This is a genomic window from Enterobacter sp. 148H3 (assembly GCF_034107425.1).
GTDB classification, from domain to species: Bacteria; Pseudomonadota; Gammaproteobacteria; order Enterobacterales; family Enterobacteriaceae; genus Enterobacter; species Enterobacter vonholyi.
This window is the reverse complement of the sequence record NZ_JAWNEI010000003.1, coordinates 392,823-410,977: the sequence shown is the minus strand read 5'-3', so window position 1 is coordinate 410,977 and position 18,155 is coordinate 392,823. Positions and strand designations below refer to the sequence as shown.

At 54.1% G+C, this 18,155-nt stretch carries 19 protein-coding genes; 8 read left to right on the top strand and 11 right to left on the bottom strand.

Annotated elements, in window-relative coordinates; translation table 11 throughout:
• The first annotated feature begins 316 nt into the window (after window positions 1-316).
• Window positions 317-2,053 (top strand): SulP family inorganic anion transporter, encoded by a 1,737-nt coding sequence (locus USH94_RS06410; protein WP_111965747.1) that lies wholly within the window; start codon window positions 317-319, stop codon window positions 2,051-2,053.
• Between the two features lie 126 nt (window positions 2,054-2,179).
• Here the strand turns inward: USH94_RS06410 and USH94_RS06405 are convergent, their stop codons facing one another.
• From USH94_RS06405 to USH94_RS06380, 6 genes are all read right to left on the bottom strand, one after another.
• Window positions 2,180-2,404 carry a hypothetical protein gene (locus USH94_RS06405; protein WP_111965748.1) on the bottom strand — a complete coding sequence of 75 codons (225 nt, stop codon included), beginning with the start codon at window positions 2,402-2,404 and terminating at the stop codon, window positions 2,180-2,182.
• Between the two features lie 252 nt (window positions 2,405-2,656).
• Complete coding sequence (locus USH94_RS06400; RefSeq protein ID WP_111965749.1) at window positions 2,657-3,226, bottom strand: hypothetical protein; 570 nt, start codon at window positions 3,224-3,226, stop codon at window positions 2,657-2,659.
• Window positions 3,227-3,381: 155 nt separating this feature from the next.
• Window positions 3,382-3,996: a Tat proofreading chaperone DmsD gene (gene dmsD, locus USH94_RS06395; RefSeq protein WP_111965750.1), complete on the bottom strand. Its 615-nt coding sequence runs from the start codon at window positions 3,994-3,996 to the stop codon at window positions 3,382-3,384.
• A gap of 93 nt (window positions 3,997-4,089) precedes the next feature.
• A complete protein-coding gene (ynfE, locus tag USH94_RS06390) occupies window positions 4,090-6,528 on the bottom strand; it encodes a selenate/tellurate reductase subunit YnfE (RefSeq protein WP_111965751.1) in 2,439 nt (812 codons plus the stop codon).
• 131 nt (window positions 6,529-6,659) lie between these two features.
• Window positions 6,660-6,929, bottom strand: coding sequence for a DUF1161 domain-containing protein (locus USH94_RS06385; RefSeq protein ID WP_021241220.1), 270 nt, complete (start codon window positions 6,927-6,929; stop codon window positions 6,660-6,662).
• A gap of 131 nt (window positions 6,930-7,060) precedes the next feature.
• Window positions 7,061-7,849 (bottom strand): hypothetical protein, encoded by a 789-nt coding sequence (locus USH94_RS06380; RefSeq protein ID WP_146749044.1) that lies wholly within the window; start codon window positions 7,847-7,849, stop codon window positions 7,061-7,063.
• A 62-nt stretch (window positions 7,850-7,911) separates the two neighbouring features.
• On the opposite strand from USH94_RS06380, the gene USH94_RS06375 reads away from it, so the two are divergent.
• The gene (locus USH94_RS06375) at window positions 7,912-8,622 is read left to right on the top strand and encodes a YnfC family lipoprotein (RefSeq protein WP_111965770.1); all 711 of its coding nucleotides are present in this window, start codon (window positions 7,912-7,914) and stop codon (window positions 8,620-8,622) included.
• A gap of 17 nt (window positions 8,623-8,639) precedes the next feature.
• Here the strand turns inward: USH94_RS06375 and speG are convergent, their stop codons facing one another.
• Both speG and USH94_RS06365 read right to left on the bottom strand, forming a co-directional pair.
• On the bottom strand, window positions 8,640-9,200 hold the full coding sequence (gene speG, locus USH94_RS06370) for a spermidine N1-acetyltransferase (protein WP_048030664.1): 561 nt from the start codon (window positions 9,198-9,200) through the stop codon (window positions 8,640-8,642).
• Window positions 9,200-9,538, bottom strand: coding sequence for a DUF1283 family protein (locus USH94_RS06365; RefSeq protein ID WP_008502414.1), 339 nt, complete (start codon window positions 9,536-9,538; stop codon window positions 9,200-9,202). Before USH94_RS06365 ends, speG begins: the two co-directional genes overlap by 1 nt.
• A 152-nt stretch (window positions 9,539-9,690) precedes the next feature.
• On the opposite strand from USH94_RS06365, the gene USH94_RS06360 reads away from it, so the two are divergent.
• The 5 genes from USH94_RS06360 to USH94_RS06340 all read left to right on the top strand — a co-directional run bounded on the left by USH94_RS06360 (window position 9,691) and on the right by USH94_RS06340 (window position 15,500).
• Window positions 9,691-10,017, top strand: coding sequence for a YnfA family protein (locus USH94_RS06360; RefSeq protein WP_111965753.1), 327 nt, complete (start codon window positions 9,691-9,693; stop codon window positions 10,015-10,017).
• Window positions 10,018-10,127: 110 nt separating this feature from the next.
• Window positions 10,128-11,342, top strand: a complete 1,215-nt coding sequence (manD, locus tag USH94_RS06355; RefSeq protein ID WP_111965754.1) for a D-mannonate dehydratase ManD — start codon at window positions 10,128-10,130, stop codon at window positions 11,340-11,342.
• A 14-nt stretch (window positions 11,343-11,356) separates the two neighbouring features.
• Complete coding sequence (locus USH94_RS06350; RefSeq protein WP_111965755.1) at window positions 11,357-12,376, top strand: Zn-dependent oxidoreductase; 1,020 nt, start codon at window positions 11,357-11,359, stop codon at window positions 12,374-12,376.
• A gap of 72 nt (window positions 12,377-12,448) precedes the next feature.
• Complete coding sequence (locus USH94_RS06345) at window positions 12,449-13,816, top strand: MFS transporter (RefSeq protein ID WP_111965756.1); 1,368 nt, start codon at window positions 12,449-12,451, stop codon at window positions 13,814-13,816.
• 220 nt (window positions 13,817-14,036) lie between these two features.
• The gene (locus tag USH94_RS06340) at window positions 14,037-15,500 is read left to right on the top strand and encodes a mannitol dehydrogenase family protein (protein ID WP_111965757.1); all 1,464 of its coding nucleotides are present in this window, start codon (window positions 14,037-14,039) and stop codon (window positions 15,498-15,500) included.
• A gap of 43 nt (window positions 15,501-15,543) precedes the next feature.
• Here the strand turns inward: USH94_RS06340 and ydfZ are convergent, their stop codons facing one another.
• On the bottom strand, window positions 15,544-15,747 hold the full coding sequence (ydfZ, locus tag USH94_RS06335; protein ID WP_111965758.1) for a putative selenium delivery protein YdfZ: 204 nt from the start codon (window positions 15,745-15,747) through the stop codon (window positions 15,544-15,546).
• A 287-nt stretch (window positions 15,748-16,034) separates the two neighbouring features.
• On the opposite strand from ydfZ, the gene USH94_RS06330 reads away from it, so the two are divergent.
• Window positions 16,035-16,466 carry a universal stress protein gene (locus USH94_RS06330; protein ID WP_111965759.1) on the top strand — a complete coding sequence of 144 codons (432 nt, stop codon included), beginning with the start codon at window positions 16,035-16,037 and terminating at the stop codon, window positions 16,464-16,466.
• Window positions 16,467-16,499: 33 nt separating this feature from the next.
• Here the strand turns inward: USH94_RS06330 and USH94_RS06325 are convergent, their stop codons facing one another.
• On the bottom strand, window positions 16,500-17,186 hold the full coding sequence (locus USH94_RS06325) for a GntR family transcriptional regulator (RefSeq protein ID WP_014883681.1): 687 nt from the start codon (window positions 17,184-17,186) through the stop codon (window positions 16,500-16,502).
• 91 nt (window positions 17,187-17,277) lie between these two features.
• Entirely contained in the window at window positions 17,278-18,024 is a 747-nt protein-coding gene (gene ydfG / locus USH94_RS06320) for a bifunctional NADP-dependent 3-hydroxy acid dehydrogenase/3-hydroxypropionate dehydrogenase YdfG (RefSeq protein ID WP_023292548.1), read from the bottom strand.
• Window positions 18,025-18,155 lie beyond the last annotated feature (131 nt).

The window sequence follows — 18,155 nt, the reverse complement described above, 5'->3', positions numbered from 1 at the left end:
TCGCCGATCTGTCTGACGTATGTATCATAGATTCATAGGCTCATGACTATAGTTTTCTCGACTCTATGACATCGCTATTCCAGACGATATGAGAGAAGGTGAGATTGCCAGCGTGCAGCACTGCAGCATCCGGCCAGGCCAACCCCGGCTAAGGGGTAGTTTATGAACTATGTTTAATATCCGTCAGAATAGTACGATGGCTGTAGTTTATCAGGAACTGAGAGCCGGCGGCCTCAGTCCGGAGCATTTGAAAGCCAGAACCTCACTGAGAAGTGTGCCAGCATGACGTGGCAAATATCCCTGTCCGGAGAAGAATGTGTTCGGAAAACTATTGTTAAACTACATGCCAGGTTTACAAAATTTGTTAGCCTACGATAAAAGCTGGCTAAAACATGATGTTAAAGCCGGGTTATCCGTTGCGGCTGTAGCGCTACCCGTTGCGATTGCTTACGCTGAGCTGGCGGGTGTTGGGGCAATTGTAGGGCTCTATTCCTGCGTTTTACCAATGATAGCTTACGCACTGTTTGGCTCTTCACGCCAGCTTATTGTGGGCCCAGATGCAACGACATGCGCGGTGATTGCGGCCGTCGTGTTTCCGCTTTCTGCGGGGAATCCCGAACTGCACTGGCAACTGACAATTATCATGACATTGATGATGGGCGGGTGGTGCCTGCTGGCCAGTAAATTCCGCCTGGGCGCACTTGCCGATCTGCTTTCTCATCCCATTCTTACCGGCCTGCTTAACGGCGTAGCGGTGACGATTATTGTCGGGCAACTAGGCAAGGTGTTGGGGATTAAGCTTGATGAGGCGCAGGTTATTGAAAAAATAATCGCCTTGCCAGGCCGACTTTCAGATAGCCATTTATTAACCGTAGGGATATCCCTTTTTACGTTAATTATTTTAATGGCGATTAAAACGTATCGCAGCCAGTGGCCAGCACCTTTAATTGCTATTGTGATAACAACGGCGCTGGTATGGGTGACCTCTGCGCAACAGTATGGAATTGCCACGATTGGGGGAGAAGGCTTCCAGCCAGGTTTACCCGTCGTTAACTGGGGGGCGTTCCAGCCAGGTCCGATGCGTGATTTAGTGATCCCGGCGCTGAACCTGGCGTTGGTCAGTTTTGTCAGCCTGATGCTGACCGCCCGCAGTTTCGCCGCGAAAAATGGCTATGAAATTAATGCTGATGCAGAGTTCCGCGCGCTGGGTATTGCGAACATTATGTCGGGGTTATCTCAGGGGTTTGCTATCAGTGGCGCCGATTCCCGGACCGCGGTTAATGATTCGGTTGGGGGGAAAAGCCAGCTGGTTTCGGTGGTCGCAGCTTTGATCATCGGTATTGTCGTAGTGTTTTTCACTCAGCCATTACAATACATTCCGGTATCTGCGTTAGGTATAGTTCTAATGTATGCCTCGTGGTCATTAATCGATTTACGTGGATTATGGAACCTGAGGCGCAGAAATAAGCAGGCATTTCGTCTGGCCTTCTTCACGTTTGGCTGCGTTTTAATTATCGGCGTTATCCAGGGGATTGGCCTTGCGGTGTTGCTTGGCCTGTTACAGTTCCTTCGTACAGTGTTTCGTCCCTCTGAGCACTTACTGGGCACTGACGACGATGGAATGATTCACTCATTAGGAAATACGAACGATATTAAAATGGTCCCGGGCGTACTGATGTATCGATTTAACTCACCGTTGACCTATTTTAACGTGGCTTATTTTAAACGCCGGGTATTGAACCTGGTTGATGGGGCAGCCTTACAGCCTAAATGGGTGGTCATTGATGCCGTTGCCTGCTTCACCTATTCAGACATCAGCGTTCTGGCAACCATTAATGAGTTAAAGCGCGATCTGAAAGGTCGACAGATTAAATTAATCCTCGCGGGCAGGAAAACGGAGTTAACCCGCTGGTTTAAAGAGAGTCGGCCAACAATGAATGATGATGACATGATTCTGGCGCCAGACCTCTACCTGGCACTTCGGTTCATTCAAAGTAAAGAGAGTGCGAGTGAGGGGGAATCAGTCGGTGATACACAACCAAATACTGGTTAAAGGCTTGTAACGCATGCTACTCGCAGGCAGGGAGCAGGGAACGCTCACAATTTCTACCACCGAGGCTCAACTACTGTTGGCCTGGACAGTGAGATGTTCCTTGCCCGTTTTACCTTATTCTTCCATCTATCTCAGTAAAAACTGAATCAGCTGAACAAAGATATACCCTGCCGCCGCCACTCGTATTGCCTGCCAACCCCATCTGAGATAGCGCCATTCATAGCGTTCTCTGGCATTAGCCTCTGCTATAGCGGAGTCATAACGCTTTTTTTTCTTTCTCCTGACTACGTCTATTACCCACAGGACGAGAATAAAGATAATGATGGTTTTCAGAAATATGGGATTATCCATTAAAAATGACTCCGGCTTGCTCGCTGAAAAAGCAGAATAGATGAACAGTCGTCACGTATCTACCACTAAATTTGTGGGTATACGGGAGGTTTTATCCTGATTCGATTTTGAGATGGTCCTGCCCATAGCCGGTTTCTCCGCTGTGAATGCGCAATCTGTGGTGCGAAGTATCTGGCTGACGGCTACAAGCAAGGAGCGGACCTCGAGCGCCGCCATTCATTTTCACCGGGACAAAAATAGATAGGGTCGTGCCTACAAATAAATAAACTCATAATTCACAATGTAACTTCCAATATTATTAACGCGGGCCGTTACCCACACTCCAGTCATTCCCTGCTTACGGTGGCTGTGCAGATACTCTTTGTTTGTACAGAGCTGAACCCATCTGTTGGTGTTCTGATCTTTTAACCAGAGACCCGCTTCACAATGGCTATACTTACCTCTCGAAGGACCCGGAAAGACAACCTCATATTCAGATTCATAGCCAATTATTTTGTCCGGGAAGAGATAGACATAAATATCATAACAATTTAAGCTCAATACAAACCCAAGGCAAAAGCCGCTAAAAAAAGCATTGGCAAAATATTCAAATGTTTTGTTGAAAGTGCGCAGATAAAAAGCGCGCATAACAAAAATTATTCCAGTCAAAACGCCAAAAGAAATATATGTTATCCATTCAGGAACGGATTTTTTTAATATGGTGTTATGGGAGATGCCAGATGCCCATGACATATACCAGAGCCATCCACCTAAAACGATCAATATCACGGTTGTAACAAGTAATTTCTTACGCTTGTCTTCGAAGGAATAATTTTTATTCATGGTTTTGTTTTTATGTATCAAACGAAAGTGTTGACCTTACCAGGAAAAGCTATTTTATATTATTAAATTCAATATGCCTCCTGTTTCGAGTTAAATTTTTTAAGTCTCCTCTTTTGACCGTAGCTTGCCCGCCAACCGCGAGCAAGCCACATCTTTTAACGATACAGCGTCTTTTCCGCAACCGGAATAAGCAGCCTCGATCGCCAGTCCGTGAGCGTCAGCTGCGCGAGCTTACCCAGCGCGGTATAAAACGGATGCCTGGCGTTGTCGACAAACACGGACAGGAAGCGGGTGCTCCACGGCAGCAGGTGCCACGCCAGAAGCCGATCGCACTCAGCATCGCGACCATTCTCGGCCAGCCACGCTGCCAGCAGCAGCAATGTCCCAAAGTGGTCTTCCGGTTCGTTCTGCTGCATCTCAAACGCGATATTGTTCTCCCGCATCCACTGACGCAGGGCGAGGGTCGAGTCGCCGAACAGCACGGATTCGCGGTCGAGCCAGACGGAGCCCCACGGTGGAGCGGGCAGGGCGTAAGGGCCAATAAACAGCCGTTGCCACGCGTCCGTCAGCGGCTCGTCGGCAGGCGAGGCAAAGGATTCGGCAATGGGCTGCAGCGTTTCCGGCAGCAGAGGCCAGTCCTGAACCCAGTCGCCCGCGGTCAGGGCCTGGACCAGCGGAGCAGCCTGCTCGCTGTCGGGTGCAAAATAAAACAGCGCGCCCAGCACCCGGGCGCTGAACGCGAACGATTCACGCTGTGAGACGTCTTTCATTACATCTTCCTTGCTCGCGCGGATTTCGCCCGCGCGACTGTGTTAAACCAATTTATAGACCATAGAATAAACAACGGTCATGCGCTTCACTTTCTAGACCTTCTCGATCTGCACCAGATTGGTGTGCTGCGGGTTGCCTTTTGCCAGCGGCGACGGGCGGTGCGTGGTCAGCGTGTTGATGCATGAGCCGTGGTCGATACGATCGCCGTTCATGTTGGCGTCGTGCCAGGCACCCTGGCCCATGGCGCTCACGCCGGGCATGATGCGCGGCGTGACTTTCGCTTCAATTCTCACCTCACCGCGATCGTTAAACACGCGCACTGTATCCCCGTTCTTAATACCGCGTTTTTCGGCATCAACAGGATTAAGCCAGACCTCCTGGCGGCAGGCCGCTTTAAGCACGTCGACGTTACCGTAGCTTGAGTGGGTACGGGCTTTGAAGTGGAAGCCAAACAGCTGCAGCGGGAACCGCGCGCGCTCGGGCGCATCCCAGCCGTCAAAGGTCGAGGCGTAGACGGGCAGAGGGCTGATGGTCTCATCTTTTTCAAGCTCCCAGGTGGCCGCAATCTCCGCCAGCTTGCTGGAGTAAATCTCAATCTTGCCCGAAGGCGTTTTCAGCGGATTGGCATCCGGGTTTTCGCGGAACTTTTTATAGGCCACAAAATGTCCGTTCGGATCTTTACGCTTGTAAATGCCCATTTTTTTCAGCTCGTCATAGGACGGCAGCTGAGGGTCTTTTTCGAGCATTTTGGCATACAGATACTGCAGCCACTGCTCCTGCGTGCGTCCTTCGGTAAAATTCTGATGGATATCCGGCCCGAGGCGTTTTGCCACTTCGCTCATGATCCAGTAGATGGGCTTGCGCTCAAACTTCGGCGTAGTCACGGGCTGGAGGAAAATCAGGTAGCCCATATTGCCCGCATAATCGTTAGGAATGATGTCTTCCTGCTCGACGGTCATCAGGTCCGGCAAGATGATATCGGCGTATTTCGCTGACGACGTCATGAAGTTATCGATGACCACAATCATTTCGCACTTGCTTTCATCCTGCAGGATATCGTGGGTTTTATTGATATCGGAGTGCTGGTTGATGATGGTATTGCCCGCGTAGTTCCAGATGAACTTAATCGGCACGTCCAGCTTATCCTTTCCGCGTACGCCGTCGCGCAGGGCGGTCATTTCCGGCCCGCGGGCGATGGCGTCCGTCCAGCTGAAGCAGGAGATTTGCGTTTTGACCGGGTTATCCGGCAGCGGCATACGTTCAATGGTGATGGTGTAGGTCGACTCTCGCGCGCCGCTGTTCCCGCCGTTGATCCCCACGTTTCCGGTGAGGATCGGCAGCATCGCGATGGCGCGCGAGGTCAGCTCGCCGTTCGCCTGACGCTGGGGTCCCCAGCCCTGACAGATATAGGCCGGCTTCGCGGAGCCAATTTCCCGGGCAAGCTTAATGATGCGTTCTGCGGGAATGCCGGTGATGCGTGAGGCCCACTCCGGCGTTTTAGCCATGTGGTCATCGCCCTGGCCGAGAATATACGCTTTGTAGTGACCGTTAGCGGGCGCGCTTTCCGGCAGCGTTTTTTCGTCGTAGCCAACGCAGTATTTGTCCAGGAACGGCTGGTCGACCAGATTTTCGTCGATTAATACCCAGGCAATACCCGCCACCAGCGCGGCATCGGTTCCAGGACGGATCGGGATCCATTCATCTTCGCGTCCGGCTGCCGTGTCGGTGTAGCGCGGGTCGATAACAATCATGCGCGCGTTGGACCGCTCGCGGGCCTGCTCAAGATAGTACGTAATCCCGCCGCCGCTCATGCGCGTTTCCGCCGGGTTATTGCCGAACATCACCACCAGTTTAGTGTTTTCGATATCCGAGGTGCTGTTGCCGTCGTTGCTGCCATAGGTGTAGGGCATCGCGCAGGCAATTTGCGCCGTGCTGTAGGTGCCGTAGTGGCTCAGGAAACCGCCGTAGCAGTTCATCAGGCGCGCCACCAGCGAAGCGTAAGGGGAAGAGCGGGTGATATTGCCGCCGACAATTCCGGAAGAGTAGTTGATATACACCGCTTCGTTGCCGTATTTGGCCACCACGTCTTTCAGGCTGGCGGTGATAGTGTCGAGCGCTTCATCCCACGTGATGCGTTCAAACCTGCCTTCGCCGCGTTTGCCCACGCGCTTCATCGGGTAGTTCAGACGGTCAGGGTGATTGATGCGGCGGCGGATTGAACGTCCGCGCAGGCAGGCACGCACCTGGTGATCGCCATATACATCCTCGCCGGTGTTGTCCGTTTCGACCCAGTACACTTCGTTGTCGCGCACGTGCAGACGCAGCGCACAGCGGCTGCCGCAGTTGACAGAGCAGGCGCCCCACACGACGGTATCTTCAGGGGGCTGGACGGCGCCCTTCACCGCGGCTGCAGCGCTTTTAAGACCAAATGGAAGCGAGATCCCACCAGCGGCAAGCGCCAGAGAACCTATCGCCGTAGATTTCACGAGAGTTCGACGGCTAATTCCGCCGTGATGTTCAGCATCGGACATGGCTCACCCCATCATTATAATTGCGTATTATTTTTCCCGAAATGATATCCGGGCTAATGATGGGGTGAGTGTCACTGATTTGGGGGGACTAAATATTAATCCTTATCAAATCAAAGGGGATTGAAGCTCAATTACTGAGGTTCAGCTGCCGCACCGCTGCCTGTGCGGGTGTATAAAATCTTAAACGTGTCGTTAGCGCAGTGGCCTACGACCTGCGTGCCCGGCTGGTCGGCCTGGTCGTTTGGCACGATATTCAGCGTAAAACCTGACTCAGGCACGCCGTTGTTGACGATCTTCTGCTGAATGTCGCTTTTCACGCGCTCGCAGGAATCCGGTGCCGCCAGCGCGGCCGTCGAGGCACTCATTAACAGCAGGGCGGTAATCCAGGGTAACCGTTTCATCTGTAGCTCCTTTTCTCTGTGTGTTAAGTTAGTGTAGCAGGGGAGGCGTAAGTCTATGTTTTTATCTGTAATTTTCTGATTAATCTTAATGCTGCCACGCGTAGCTGGCTCCCTCGCGCGGCGAGCCGCTATCATTTAATCGAACGAGAATGCTCTGGTGAGACATTCTCAAATATTTCATCAAAAAAACGATGAAACGCATTAAAGCACTCAGCAATCATCTGGCTGGCTTTATTTCTTTCCTCTTCCGTTAAATTCAGGGTATCTACAATCTCATCCTCGCTCCCCATTGAATGTCCAGTCTCATGACTCAAATGTAAATGACCGCAGTATTCCAGCTGTTTATCCGTGCCCTTTGTTATGGATGCCAACGTATCAAATGTCGCATTGCCGGTTGCCTCCATGACTTCAATTACGATTAAACGCATTTTGGCGCTTTGATTGTGAAGGGCCTGAATTAAATGGTAAGTCAGCTTTCGGCTGTTAATCAGGTTATCAGCCCACAGAAAGCTCAGGTGTTCTGTGAGGCTAGCGGCGGAATTTTGCCCGCTGGTCTGCAGATCGTTTAGAAACCAGGGCCAGTGTTCGGCATCCTCCCTGGCATGGGTATTCACTGCACGTTCCAGCGGATTGGCGGGCGTCGCAAACGGCAAAATATATTTATTAATATCGGCAAAGCTCATGACAAAATGTGAAATATAGGGTAAAAACCTCAGTCGCTCATCAAGCGATAATGCATCGTCATTGAGATAATTAAATAACGGATGATTCAGGAAGTTCGTTTTGTGATATTCAATCTCTTTTGAAATGCCCGTCATAATATATCCTTTAGCGTTGACCGTTCCCCATAAAATATAGCCTGGTTTCCCGTCTGCGTGGGCGAGACCGGTTTTCTCCGCGTTCAGATGATTCGTTTTCACTATCGCGTAAGCCGCTGTATTTGCTAATATGATTGGGAATAATCTCCTGTACGGAAATGAATGTGAAGATATACGCAGCGATAACGCTACTGGCAGCAACACTGGTGGGGTGCGACAACAGCTCCGCGCCGCTGTCGTTTACGCCCGAGATGGCGAGTTTTTCAAACGAGTTTGATTTTGACCCGCTGCGCGGCCCGGTCAAAGACTTTACCCAGACGCTGTTCAACGAGAAGGGCGAAGTGTCCAAACGGGTCACCGGCACCGTCTCGTCTGAAGGGTGTTTCGATACGCTGGAGCTGCACGACCTGGAGGCCAACACCGGCGTGGCGCTGGTGCTGGATGCCAATTACTATCTTGACGCTGAAACCCAGCAGCGCAAAGTGAAGCTGCAGGGGAAATGCCAGCTGGCCGAACTGCCGTCAGCCGGGATAACGTGGGATACCGACGACAACGGTTTTGTGGTGGCGGCGCACGGCAAAGAGATGGAAGTGAAGTATCGCTACGACGCGGATGGCTACCCGCTGGGCAAAACCACCGTTTCCGGGGATCAGCACCTGTCCGTTCAGTCGACGCCGTCTAAAGATCTTCGCAAAAGAATGGATTACTCGGCCGTGAGCATGTTGAACGACAAGCCGCTGGGCAACGTGAAGCAGAGCTGCGATTACGACCGCCACAATAACCCGGTGAGCTGCGATCTGACGATCACAGACGACAGCGTCAAACCCGCCGTTGAGCGCAAGTACACCATCAAAAATACGATTGAATACTACTGAGAATAAAACCGCGCAGGTTACTGCGCGGTCGGTTTCAGCAGGCTGGCGCCAGACGGTTTATGTCCGGCCAGGTGCTGATGCTGGAAAATGCACATGCGAATGGTATTGCGGTATTCACCGTTAATAAAGAATTCGTGAATCAGCTCGCCTTCCACCATAAAGCCCAGCTTGCGATAGATATGGATCGCTTTCTCGTTCTCTTTATCCACAATCAGGTAAAGCTTGTAGAGATTCAGAACGTTGAATCCGTAATCCATTGCCAGCTTAGCCGCCCGTGACGCAAGGCCCTTTCCCTGATGTTCAGGGGAGATGATTATCTGGAACTCCGCCCGACGGTGAACGTGGTTGATCTCAACCAGCTCCACCAGCCCGGCTTTTTCACCTTCACACTCCACCACAAAACGACGTTCACTCTGATCGTGAATGTGTTTATCGTAGAGATCGGACAGCTCAACAAACGCCTCGTAAGGCTCTTCGAACCAGTAGCGCATCACGCTGGCATTGTTGTCGAGCTGGTGCACAAAGCGCAGGTCTTCACGCTCCAGCGGACGGAGTTTGACGTCGCAGGACACCGACATTACGGGGCTACCGTGCGGCCAGTGCGGCGATCCAGGCAGCGCAGGGTGTTTGGCTCCCAGTATGCATTGACGTTTGCACTTTGCTGACACTTATCGCGTGCGTCAAAAGCAACATCTTCTTTGTCCCACTCTTTTTCGGCACGTTTGTTGACCTTCTGGCGAAGGCTACGGGTGTCATTCCATTGTTCTTTGTCCATAGCGGCGTTCTGGCGGCTTTGCGCGCTGTCACCAGACTCAATAATGAGCTTGCTGGTTTCCGCTGTCGCAGAGGCGGCAAAGGCGAACGATGACAGCGCCAGCAGGGCTGTCAGACAAAGGCGTTTGCTTAATGTGGTCATAGCGTTTCCTTTTAAATGGGTGCAGGTAATCAGGTTACCCCGTACAGATTCTACACTAATGCGAAATGACGGCATACCCGCGGGGCAAGTATGGAAAAGTAAAGGGCATCATCAGGTATGATGGTTAAATAAATCCTCACCTGACGTGAAATATGCTTAAAACGACGCTGCTTTTTTTTGCCACCGCGCTATGCGAAATCATCGGCTGCTTCCTGCCCTGGCTCTGGCTGAAGAAGGGGGGAAGCGCACTGCTGCTGATCCCTGCGGGCGTCGCGCTTGCCCTGTTTGTCTGGCTGCTAACGCTGCATCCGGCGGCCAGTGGTCGCGTTTACGCGGCTTACGGTGGTGTTTATGTGTGTACAGCGCTGCTGTGGTTGCGCGTCGTGGACGGGGTCAAACTCAGCGCATACGACTGGGCCGGGGCGCTGATTGCCCTGTGCGGTATGCTGATTATTGTGGTGGGATGGGGGCGCGCCTGAGCCCCCGGTTTTGTGATCGTTAGCTGATTTTATGATCTTTATACTTGTATGGTAGTAGTGTAGTTGCGTAAGTTTCCAGCATCACAACGAGCGATGTAAGGAAAGGAATTATGAAGATTGTCGCGGCTGACGTGTTTGTTACCTGCCCGGGACGGAACTTTGTCACCCTTAAAATCACCACCGATGAGGGGATTGTCGGTCTCGGTGACGCTACGCTAAACGGGCGCGAGCTCTCCGTGGCCTCATACCTGAAGGAACACCTTTGCCCGCAGCTGATTGGCCGCGATGCGCACCGCATCGAAGACATCTGGCAGTTTTTCTATAAAGGCGCCTACTGGCGCCGCGGTCCGGTTACCATGTCGGCCATCTCCGCCGTGGATATGGCGCTGTGGGATATCAAAGCCAAAGCGGCCAACATGCCGCTCTACCAGCTGCTGGGCGGCGCCTCCCGGGAAGGGGTGATGGTCTACTGCCATACCACCGGCCACACCATTGACGATGTGCTGGAAGATTACGCCCGCCATAAAGAGATGGGCTTTAAGGCGATCCGCGTGCAGTGCGGCGTGCCGGGCATGAAAACCACCTACGGCATGGCCAAAGGGAAGGGGCTGGCCTACGAGCCTGCGACCAAAGGCGACTGGCCGGAAGAACAGCTCTGGTCCACCGAAAAATACCTCGATTTCACGCCGAAGCTGTTCGACGCGGTGCGCAGTAAATTCGGCTTCAATGAGCATCTCCTGCACGACATGCACCACCGCCTGACGCCCATTGAAGCGGCGCGCTTCGGCAAGAGCATCGAGGAATTCCGCATGTTCTGGATGGAAGACCCAACGCCTGCGGAAAACCAGGCTTGCTTCCGACTGATCCGCCAGCACACCGTCACGCCGATTGCCGTGGGGGAAGTGTTTAACAGCATCTGGGACTGCAAGCAGCTCATCGAAGAGCAGCTCATCGACTATATCCGCACCACCATTACCCACGCGGGCGGGATCACCGGGATGCGTCGCATCGCGGACTTCGCCTCGCTCTACCAGGTGCGTACCGGTTCGCACGGTCCGTCTGATCTCTCGCCCGTGTGCCACGCCGCCGCGCTGCATTTCGACCTGTGGGTGCCGAACTTTGGCGTGCAGGAATTTATGGGCTACTCCGAACAGATGCTGGAGGTCTTCCCGCACAGCTGGCGCTTTGATAACGGCTATATGCATCCTGGGGATAAGCCGGGGCTGGGCATCGAGTTTGATGAAAAGCTGGCGGCGAAATACCCGTACGATCCGGCCTATCTGCCGGTGGCCCGTCTCGAAGACGGCACGCTGTGGAACTGGTAAGCGAGGAGAGAACGATGAAAAGCGTAGTGATTCAGCAGCCGAACGAACTGGTGATTGAAGAGCGGCCACGCCCGGAACCAGGCGCAGGCGAAGTGCGCGTCAAGATTAAACTGGCCGGGATTTGCGGTTCAGACAGCCACATCTACCGCGGGCATAACCCGTTTGCTAAGTACCCACGCGTCATTGGCCACGAGTTTTTTGGCGCGATCGACGCCGTGGGTGAGGGCGTTGATGCTGCCCGCTTGGGCCAGCGCGTCTCGGTTGACCCGGTGATCAGCTGCGGGCACTGCTACCCGTGCTCGGTGGGAAAACCGAACGTCTGTACCTCGCTGGTGGTGCTGGGCGTTCACCGTGACGGCGGCTTCAGCGAATATGCGGCAGTACCTGCACAAAATGCCTGGCCCATTCCGGATGACATTCCTGATAAACACGCCGTTATGGTGGAGCCCTTCACCATCGCCGCCAACGTGACGGGGCAGGCCAGTCCCACCGGGCAGGACGTCGCGCTGATTTACGGCGCAGGCCCGATGGGGCTGGTCACCGTGCAGGCGCTGAAAGGCGTCTATCAGGTGAAGCAGGTTATCGTGGTTGACCGCATAGACGAGCGCCTGGCGATGGCCCGGCGCAGCGGCGCGGATTGGGTCTTTAATAACGGCGAGCAGTCGCTGCAGGCCGCGCTGGACGAAAAGGGCATCAAACCGACGTTAATCATTGATGCCGCCTGCCATCCAGCTATTTTGCAGGAAGCGATAACCCTGGCCTCTCCGGCGGCGCGCATCGTGCTGATGGGCTTTTCCAGCGAGCCGAGCCAGATTGTTCAGCAGGGCATCACCGGCAAAGAGCTGGCGATATTCTCCTCCCGCCTCAATGCCAATAAATTCCCGGTCGTCATCGACTGGCTGAAGAAAGGGCTGATCGACCCGGAAAAACTGATCACCCATACCTTTGACTATCACCATGTAACAGACGCCATCGAACTGTTTGAAAAAGACCAGCGGCAGTGCTGCAAGGTCTTACTGACGTTCGGTCAATAATCAAATACGCGGTAAAGAGCCTGCGCAGACAGGCTCTGGTGGTACGCATCTTACCTTTCAGAGATAGCCATTATGACGCAAGCACAACCTCAAAGAACCACCTCCGATCTGGTGAAAGCCGCCGTTTCCGGCTGGCTGGGCACCGCTCTGGAGTTTATGGACTTTCAGCTTTACTCGCTGGGGGCCGCCCTGGTCTTTCATGAGATCTTCTTCCCGGAACAGTCCGCCGCGATGGCGCTGATCCTGGCGATGGGGACCTACGGCGCAGGCTATATCGCACGCATTGTCGGCGCCTTTATCTTCGGCAGAATGGGCGACAGCATTGGCCGTAAGAAGGTGCTGTTCATCACCATCACCATGATGGGGATCTGCACCACGCTGATTGGCGTCCTGCCGACCTACGCGCAGATCGGTATTTTTGCTCCCGTGCTGCTGGTGACGCTGCGCATTATTCAGGGCCTTGGCGCAGGGGCTGAGATCTCCGGGGCCGGGACCATGCTGGCGGAGTACGCGCCAAAAGGGAAACGCGGCATCATCTCCTCGCTGGTGGCGATGGGCACGAACTGCGGGACGCTCAGCGCCACGGCGATCTGGGCGGTGATGTTCTTTGCTCTCGATCGAGAAGAGCTGATTGCCTGGGGCTGGCGCGTGCCGTTCCTCGCCAGCGTCGTGGTGATGATCTTCGCCATCTGGCTGCGTATGAATCTCAAGGAGAGCCCGGTCTTTGAGAAAGTAAACGATGCACAAAGCGTGCAGCCGGATACCTCGCTGGGTTCCATGGTGAAAAGCAAATCCTTCTGGCTGGCGACCGGCCTGCGGTTTGGTCAGGCGGGTAATTCGGGTCTGATCCAGACGTTCCTTGCCGGGTATCTGGTCCAGACGCTGCTGTTCGATAAGGCCATCCCAACCGATGCGCCGATGATAAGCTCCATTCTCGGGTTTATCTCCATCCCGCTGCTGGGCTGGCTTTCCGATAAAGTGGGGCGCCGTCTGCCGTACATTATTCTCAATATCTCCGCCATTCTACTCGCCTACCCGATGCTGTCGATCATCGTCGATAAGAGCTATGCGCCGGGGACGATCATGCTCTCTATCATCATTATCCATAACTTCGCCGTGCTGGGGCTGTTTGCGCTGGAAAATATCACTATGGCGGAGATGTTTGGCTCGCGAAATCGCTTTACGCGTATGGCCATCTCCAAAGAGGCGGGCGGTCTGGTGGCGGTGGGCTTTGGCCCGGTGCTGGCAGGGATCTTCTGCAATATTACCGGCTCCTGGTGGCCCATTGTTGCCATGCTGGTGGCCTATTCCGCGATTGGACTGGTCTCGGCGATCCTGATGCCGGAAGTGCGCGACCGTGATTTGAGCGCGGCGCATGACGCAGCAGAGTCTGCGCCAGAAGAGAGTGTGGGTTACGGTGCTGTCTCTTCGCGACGCTAGTGGTTTACAGCCTGCGCGACCTGTCACACAACTTTATTTTTATGTCACACCAGATGAGCAAAAGTTAATATATATCAAAAAATCAAACGGCAGTATCGGTATGGTTGATGGCAGTTCTCTTTTTACTCCAGCTGCCATTCTAGTTGGTGTAGTCAGCAGGCGCTGCCGCTTCAGAAAGAGCGGCAGCGATCCACAGCTTTCTAATTAACGAGTCTTAATCATGGAAAACACGTTATTACAGGCCAACGCGACGCTGCCTCAGTACGATCGCGACAGCCTCAAAGCACGCATTGTACATTTAGGCTTCGGCGCATTTCACCGGGCGCACCAGGCGGTGTACGCCGACATCCTTGCCGCTGAACACGGCAGCGACTGGGGCTACTGTGAAGTTAACCTGATTGGCGGCGAGCAGCAGATTGCCGATCTGAAGGCCCAGGATAATCTCTATACCGTGGCGGAGATGTCTGCCGATGCGTGGACTTCCCGCGTAGTTGGCGTAGTCAAAAAGGCGCTGCATGCGCAGGTTGACGGGCTGGAAACGGTGCTGGCGGCGATGTGCGAACCGCAGGTGGCGATTGTCTCGCTGACTATCACCGAGAAAGGGTACTGTCACTCACCGGCAACCGGGCAACTGATGCTCGATCATCCGTTTATCGTCGCAGACCTGCAAAACCCGTACCAGCCAAAATCCGCGCCGGGTGTCGTCGTGGAAGCGCTCGCGCGCCGTAAGGCGGCGGGTCTGCCAGCGTTTAGCGTGATGTCCTGCGACAACATGCCGGAGAACGGTCACGTGATGCGCAATGTCACCTGCGCGTACGCCCGAGCGGTAAACGCTGAGCTGGCGGACTGGATCGAATCCCACGTCACCTTCCCGTCAACTATGGTGGATCGCATCGTGCCCGCGGTCACTCCCGATACGCTGGATAAAATCGAACGGCTGACCGGCGTGCGCGATCCGGCGGCGGTGGCCTGTGAACCGTTCCGTCAGTGGGTGATCGAAGATAACTTTGTGGCGGGTCGTCCTGCGTGGGAAAAAGCCGGAGCCGAGCTGGTGTCGGACGTGATCCCGTTTGAAGAGATGAAGCTGCGCATGCTCAACGGCAGCCACTCATTTCTGGCGTACCTGGGCTATCTGGCGGGCTATCAGCATATCAACGACTGCATGGAAGATAAGAATTACCGTCTTGCCGCGCACGCGCTGATGCTCAACGAGCAGGCGCCCACGCTGAAGGTCAAAGGCGTCGATTTAGGGCGCTATGCCGATCTCCTGATTGCCCGCTACAGTAACCCGGCCCTGCGCCATCGGACCTGGCAAATTGCGATGGACGGCAGCCAGAAGCTTCCGCAGCGCATGCTGGATTCCGTGCGCTGGCACCTGGTGCATCAGAAGCCTTTCCCGCTGCTTGCGCTGGGCGTGGCAGGCTGGATGCGCTATGTCGGCGGCGTGGACGAGCAGGGTAACGCGATTGACGTAAGCGACCCGCAGCTGGCGGTGATTCAGGCGGCGGTGAAGGGCAGTGCGGAAGGGGAAAGCCGGGTCAGGGCGCTTCTCGGCATTGAAGCCATCTTTGGCAAGGAGTTACCGCGTGAAGCCGTCTTTGTTGATGCGGTGATGAAGGCCTACCTGACGCTGCTGCAAAAGGGAGCGAAAGCGACCGTGGAGCAGTATGTGTCTCAGCGGTAATTCAGCACATGCCGCCGTTTGCGGCGGCATGTCCGCGCACCGCTTAGTGCATACCCAGGCGAATCAGCTCAATCGGTTCGAACTTACCTTCGCATCCTTCCACTTCAACCGTTTTGCTGCGGCGCACCTGCGCGGCATCCAGCCCGTCGCTGTGGATCGCTTTAATCACGCCAGTTTTGCCCGTGCCGCTAATCATGACGCGGCAGCCGGTGGTGATTGCATTGCGGTTACGGTCGTATGTCATCATGGTATTTCCTCCTCTCTAACCTGTTCGTTACGGCGTTATTTCAGGGTTGCCGTTCACGGAGCATATAAATACGCCTGTCTGCATCACATGTTTTTGTTTTTGATCAAACTCACACTTTTTTCTTTATTGTGCCGGGCGCTGACGGTTCACTACAGCAATTTACAAAGCAGACCGTTATTTTCATTAAATGATAGTTTCAGCAGGGAAGCGTTGAGGGTTGGTTTATATTACTAATGCCATTCTGGGTACAGGAAATAACCCTTTCATCGGAATAAGGAGTCAGGCTTATGTATAAGAAGATTTTGATGCCTGTTGATGTGTTTGAAATGGATTTGAGCGACAAAGCGGTTCGCCACGCGGCAAACCTTGCGAAGGCTGAGGGCGCCTCGATTACCCTGGTCAATATTCTGCCGGCCAGCAGCCGATCCCTGCTGCGTGGATTTAACGCCGATATTAAAAAGTTCGAAGAGTATATGACGGAGGAATCCGGTAAGAAAATGAACGCGTTAAAAAGACTTTTCGATATTTCGCCGGAGAAAATTGACAGCCTTGTTCGCTTTGGCAACGTCCGCGATGAAATTATCAGACTGAGCAAAGAAGGGGAATATGACGCGATCGTCATCGGGTCGAAAAATCCGGGCATCAGCACCCATCTGCTGGGGTCAAATGCGGAATCTATCCTGCGCTACGCCACTATTCCAGTGTTAGTCGTTCGCTAAACCCATCGCCGCGTCCGAAAGGGGCGGCGAATATTACTCTTCGCTAAACCACTCGCTATTTTCCTGACGAATCAGCTGCACGGATTCGCTAATTTCCTGCAGATGCAGCGTCATCGCTTTTTCCACGCCGTCCGGGTCGCGTTTTTCCAGCGCGCTGAAAATATCATGATGCTGTCGGAGCAGCATTTCCGGCGGGGAGACGTGATCGAGGCTCATATAACGCACGCGGTCGATGGTGGCCTTGATGTTTTCGATGGTGTCCCAGGCAAGCTGGCAATCCGCAATCTGCGCCAGTTTCTGATGGAATTCATCATCAAGCTGGAAGAAATCATTCAGCTGCTTACGGTCAATCGCAATTCGCTGCTGATGCAGGTTTTGCTCCAGCAGATAACACTGGTTGTCGTTGATGAGCGTTGCGGCACGGCGCGCCACCGCGCATTCAATGGCCTGGCGAACAAAACAGCCGTTGCGCACCTGAGAGAGAGAAATTTTGTTCACGTAGCTGCCGCGCTGCGGGCGGATCTGAATCAGACCGTTTTCTGCAAGCTTAATAAACGCTTCACGCACCGGCTGACGGGAAACGTCAAAACGCACGGACACCTCTTTTTCAGAAAGCGGCGTTCCAGGTGGGATCAGGCAATGGACAATATCACGTCGCAAAATGCGATAGATTTGCTGGTTTACGGGCTGGGTGGGGTTGAGTTGCGATTCAGCGGCCATGAGTTGTCATTTCTCAGAGAGTTAGCCTGAACATACTACCATTCTTTTATAGACCGAAACAGACCCGGCCCGCAGGCCGGGAAGGGCAGATTTAGCCACGATGGACGCTAAGTCCGGCAAAACTTTGGCTGACCGGCATCATTTCTACGGTATTGATGTTGACGTGTTTTGGCAGCGTCGCCACCCACCAGACCGTTTCGGTGACATCTTCCGGCGTCAGGGCGTTAGCGTTTTCGTAGGTTTTGTCTGCTTTCGCGTCATCGCCCTTGAAGCGCACGTTGGAAAACTCGGTGCCGCCCACGAGGCCCGGCTCGATGTCGGTGACGCGAATGGCGGTGCCGTGCAGATCGGTCCGCAGGTTAAGGCTGAACTGGCGCACAAACGCTTTCGTCGCGCCGTAGACGTTGCCGCCCGCATAAGGCCAGCTTCCGGCGGTGGAGCCGATATTGATAATGTGGCCGCGATTACGTTCAACCATGCCCGGCAGCACCGCGCGGGTCATATAGACCAGCCCTTTATTGTTGGTGTCGATCATGTTTTCCCAGTCTTCCACGCTGGCTTTATGGGCGGGCTCCATGCCCAGCGCCAGACCGGCATTGTTGACCAGCACGTCGATGGCGCGCCACTCGGCGGGCAGGTTAGCAATCATCTCTTCAATCGCCGCGCGGTTACGCACGTCCAGCTGCGCGGTCAGGATGCTGTCGCCTAATTCGTCCTTCAGCTCCTGCAGACGTTCCTGACGACGGCCGGTCGCAATAACCTTGTGCCCGTTGGCGACGAAGCGACGCGTGATGCTTTCACCAAAACCTGCCGTTGCCCCGGTAACTAAAATAATCATCTCACTGTTCCTCAACGCTTTTTGTGTTGTACTAACATAGCACGGCCGCAGAGGGTGCGTTAAGGCAACATTTGTATGACGGCGTTGCAGGGGATGGCGGCCTGGCCTACTCTGGGAGGATACCCGTACTC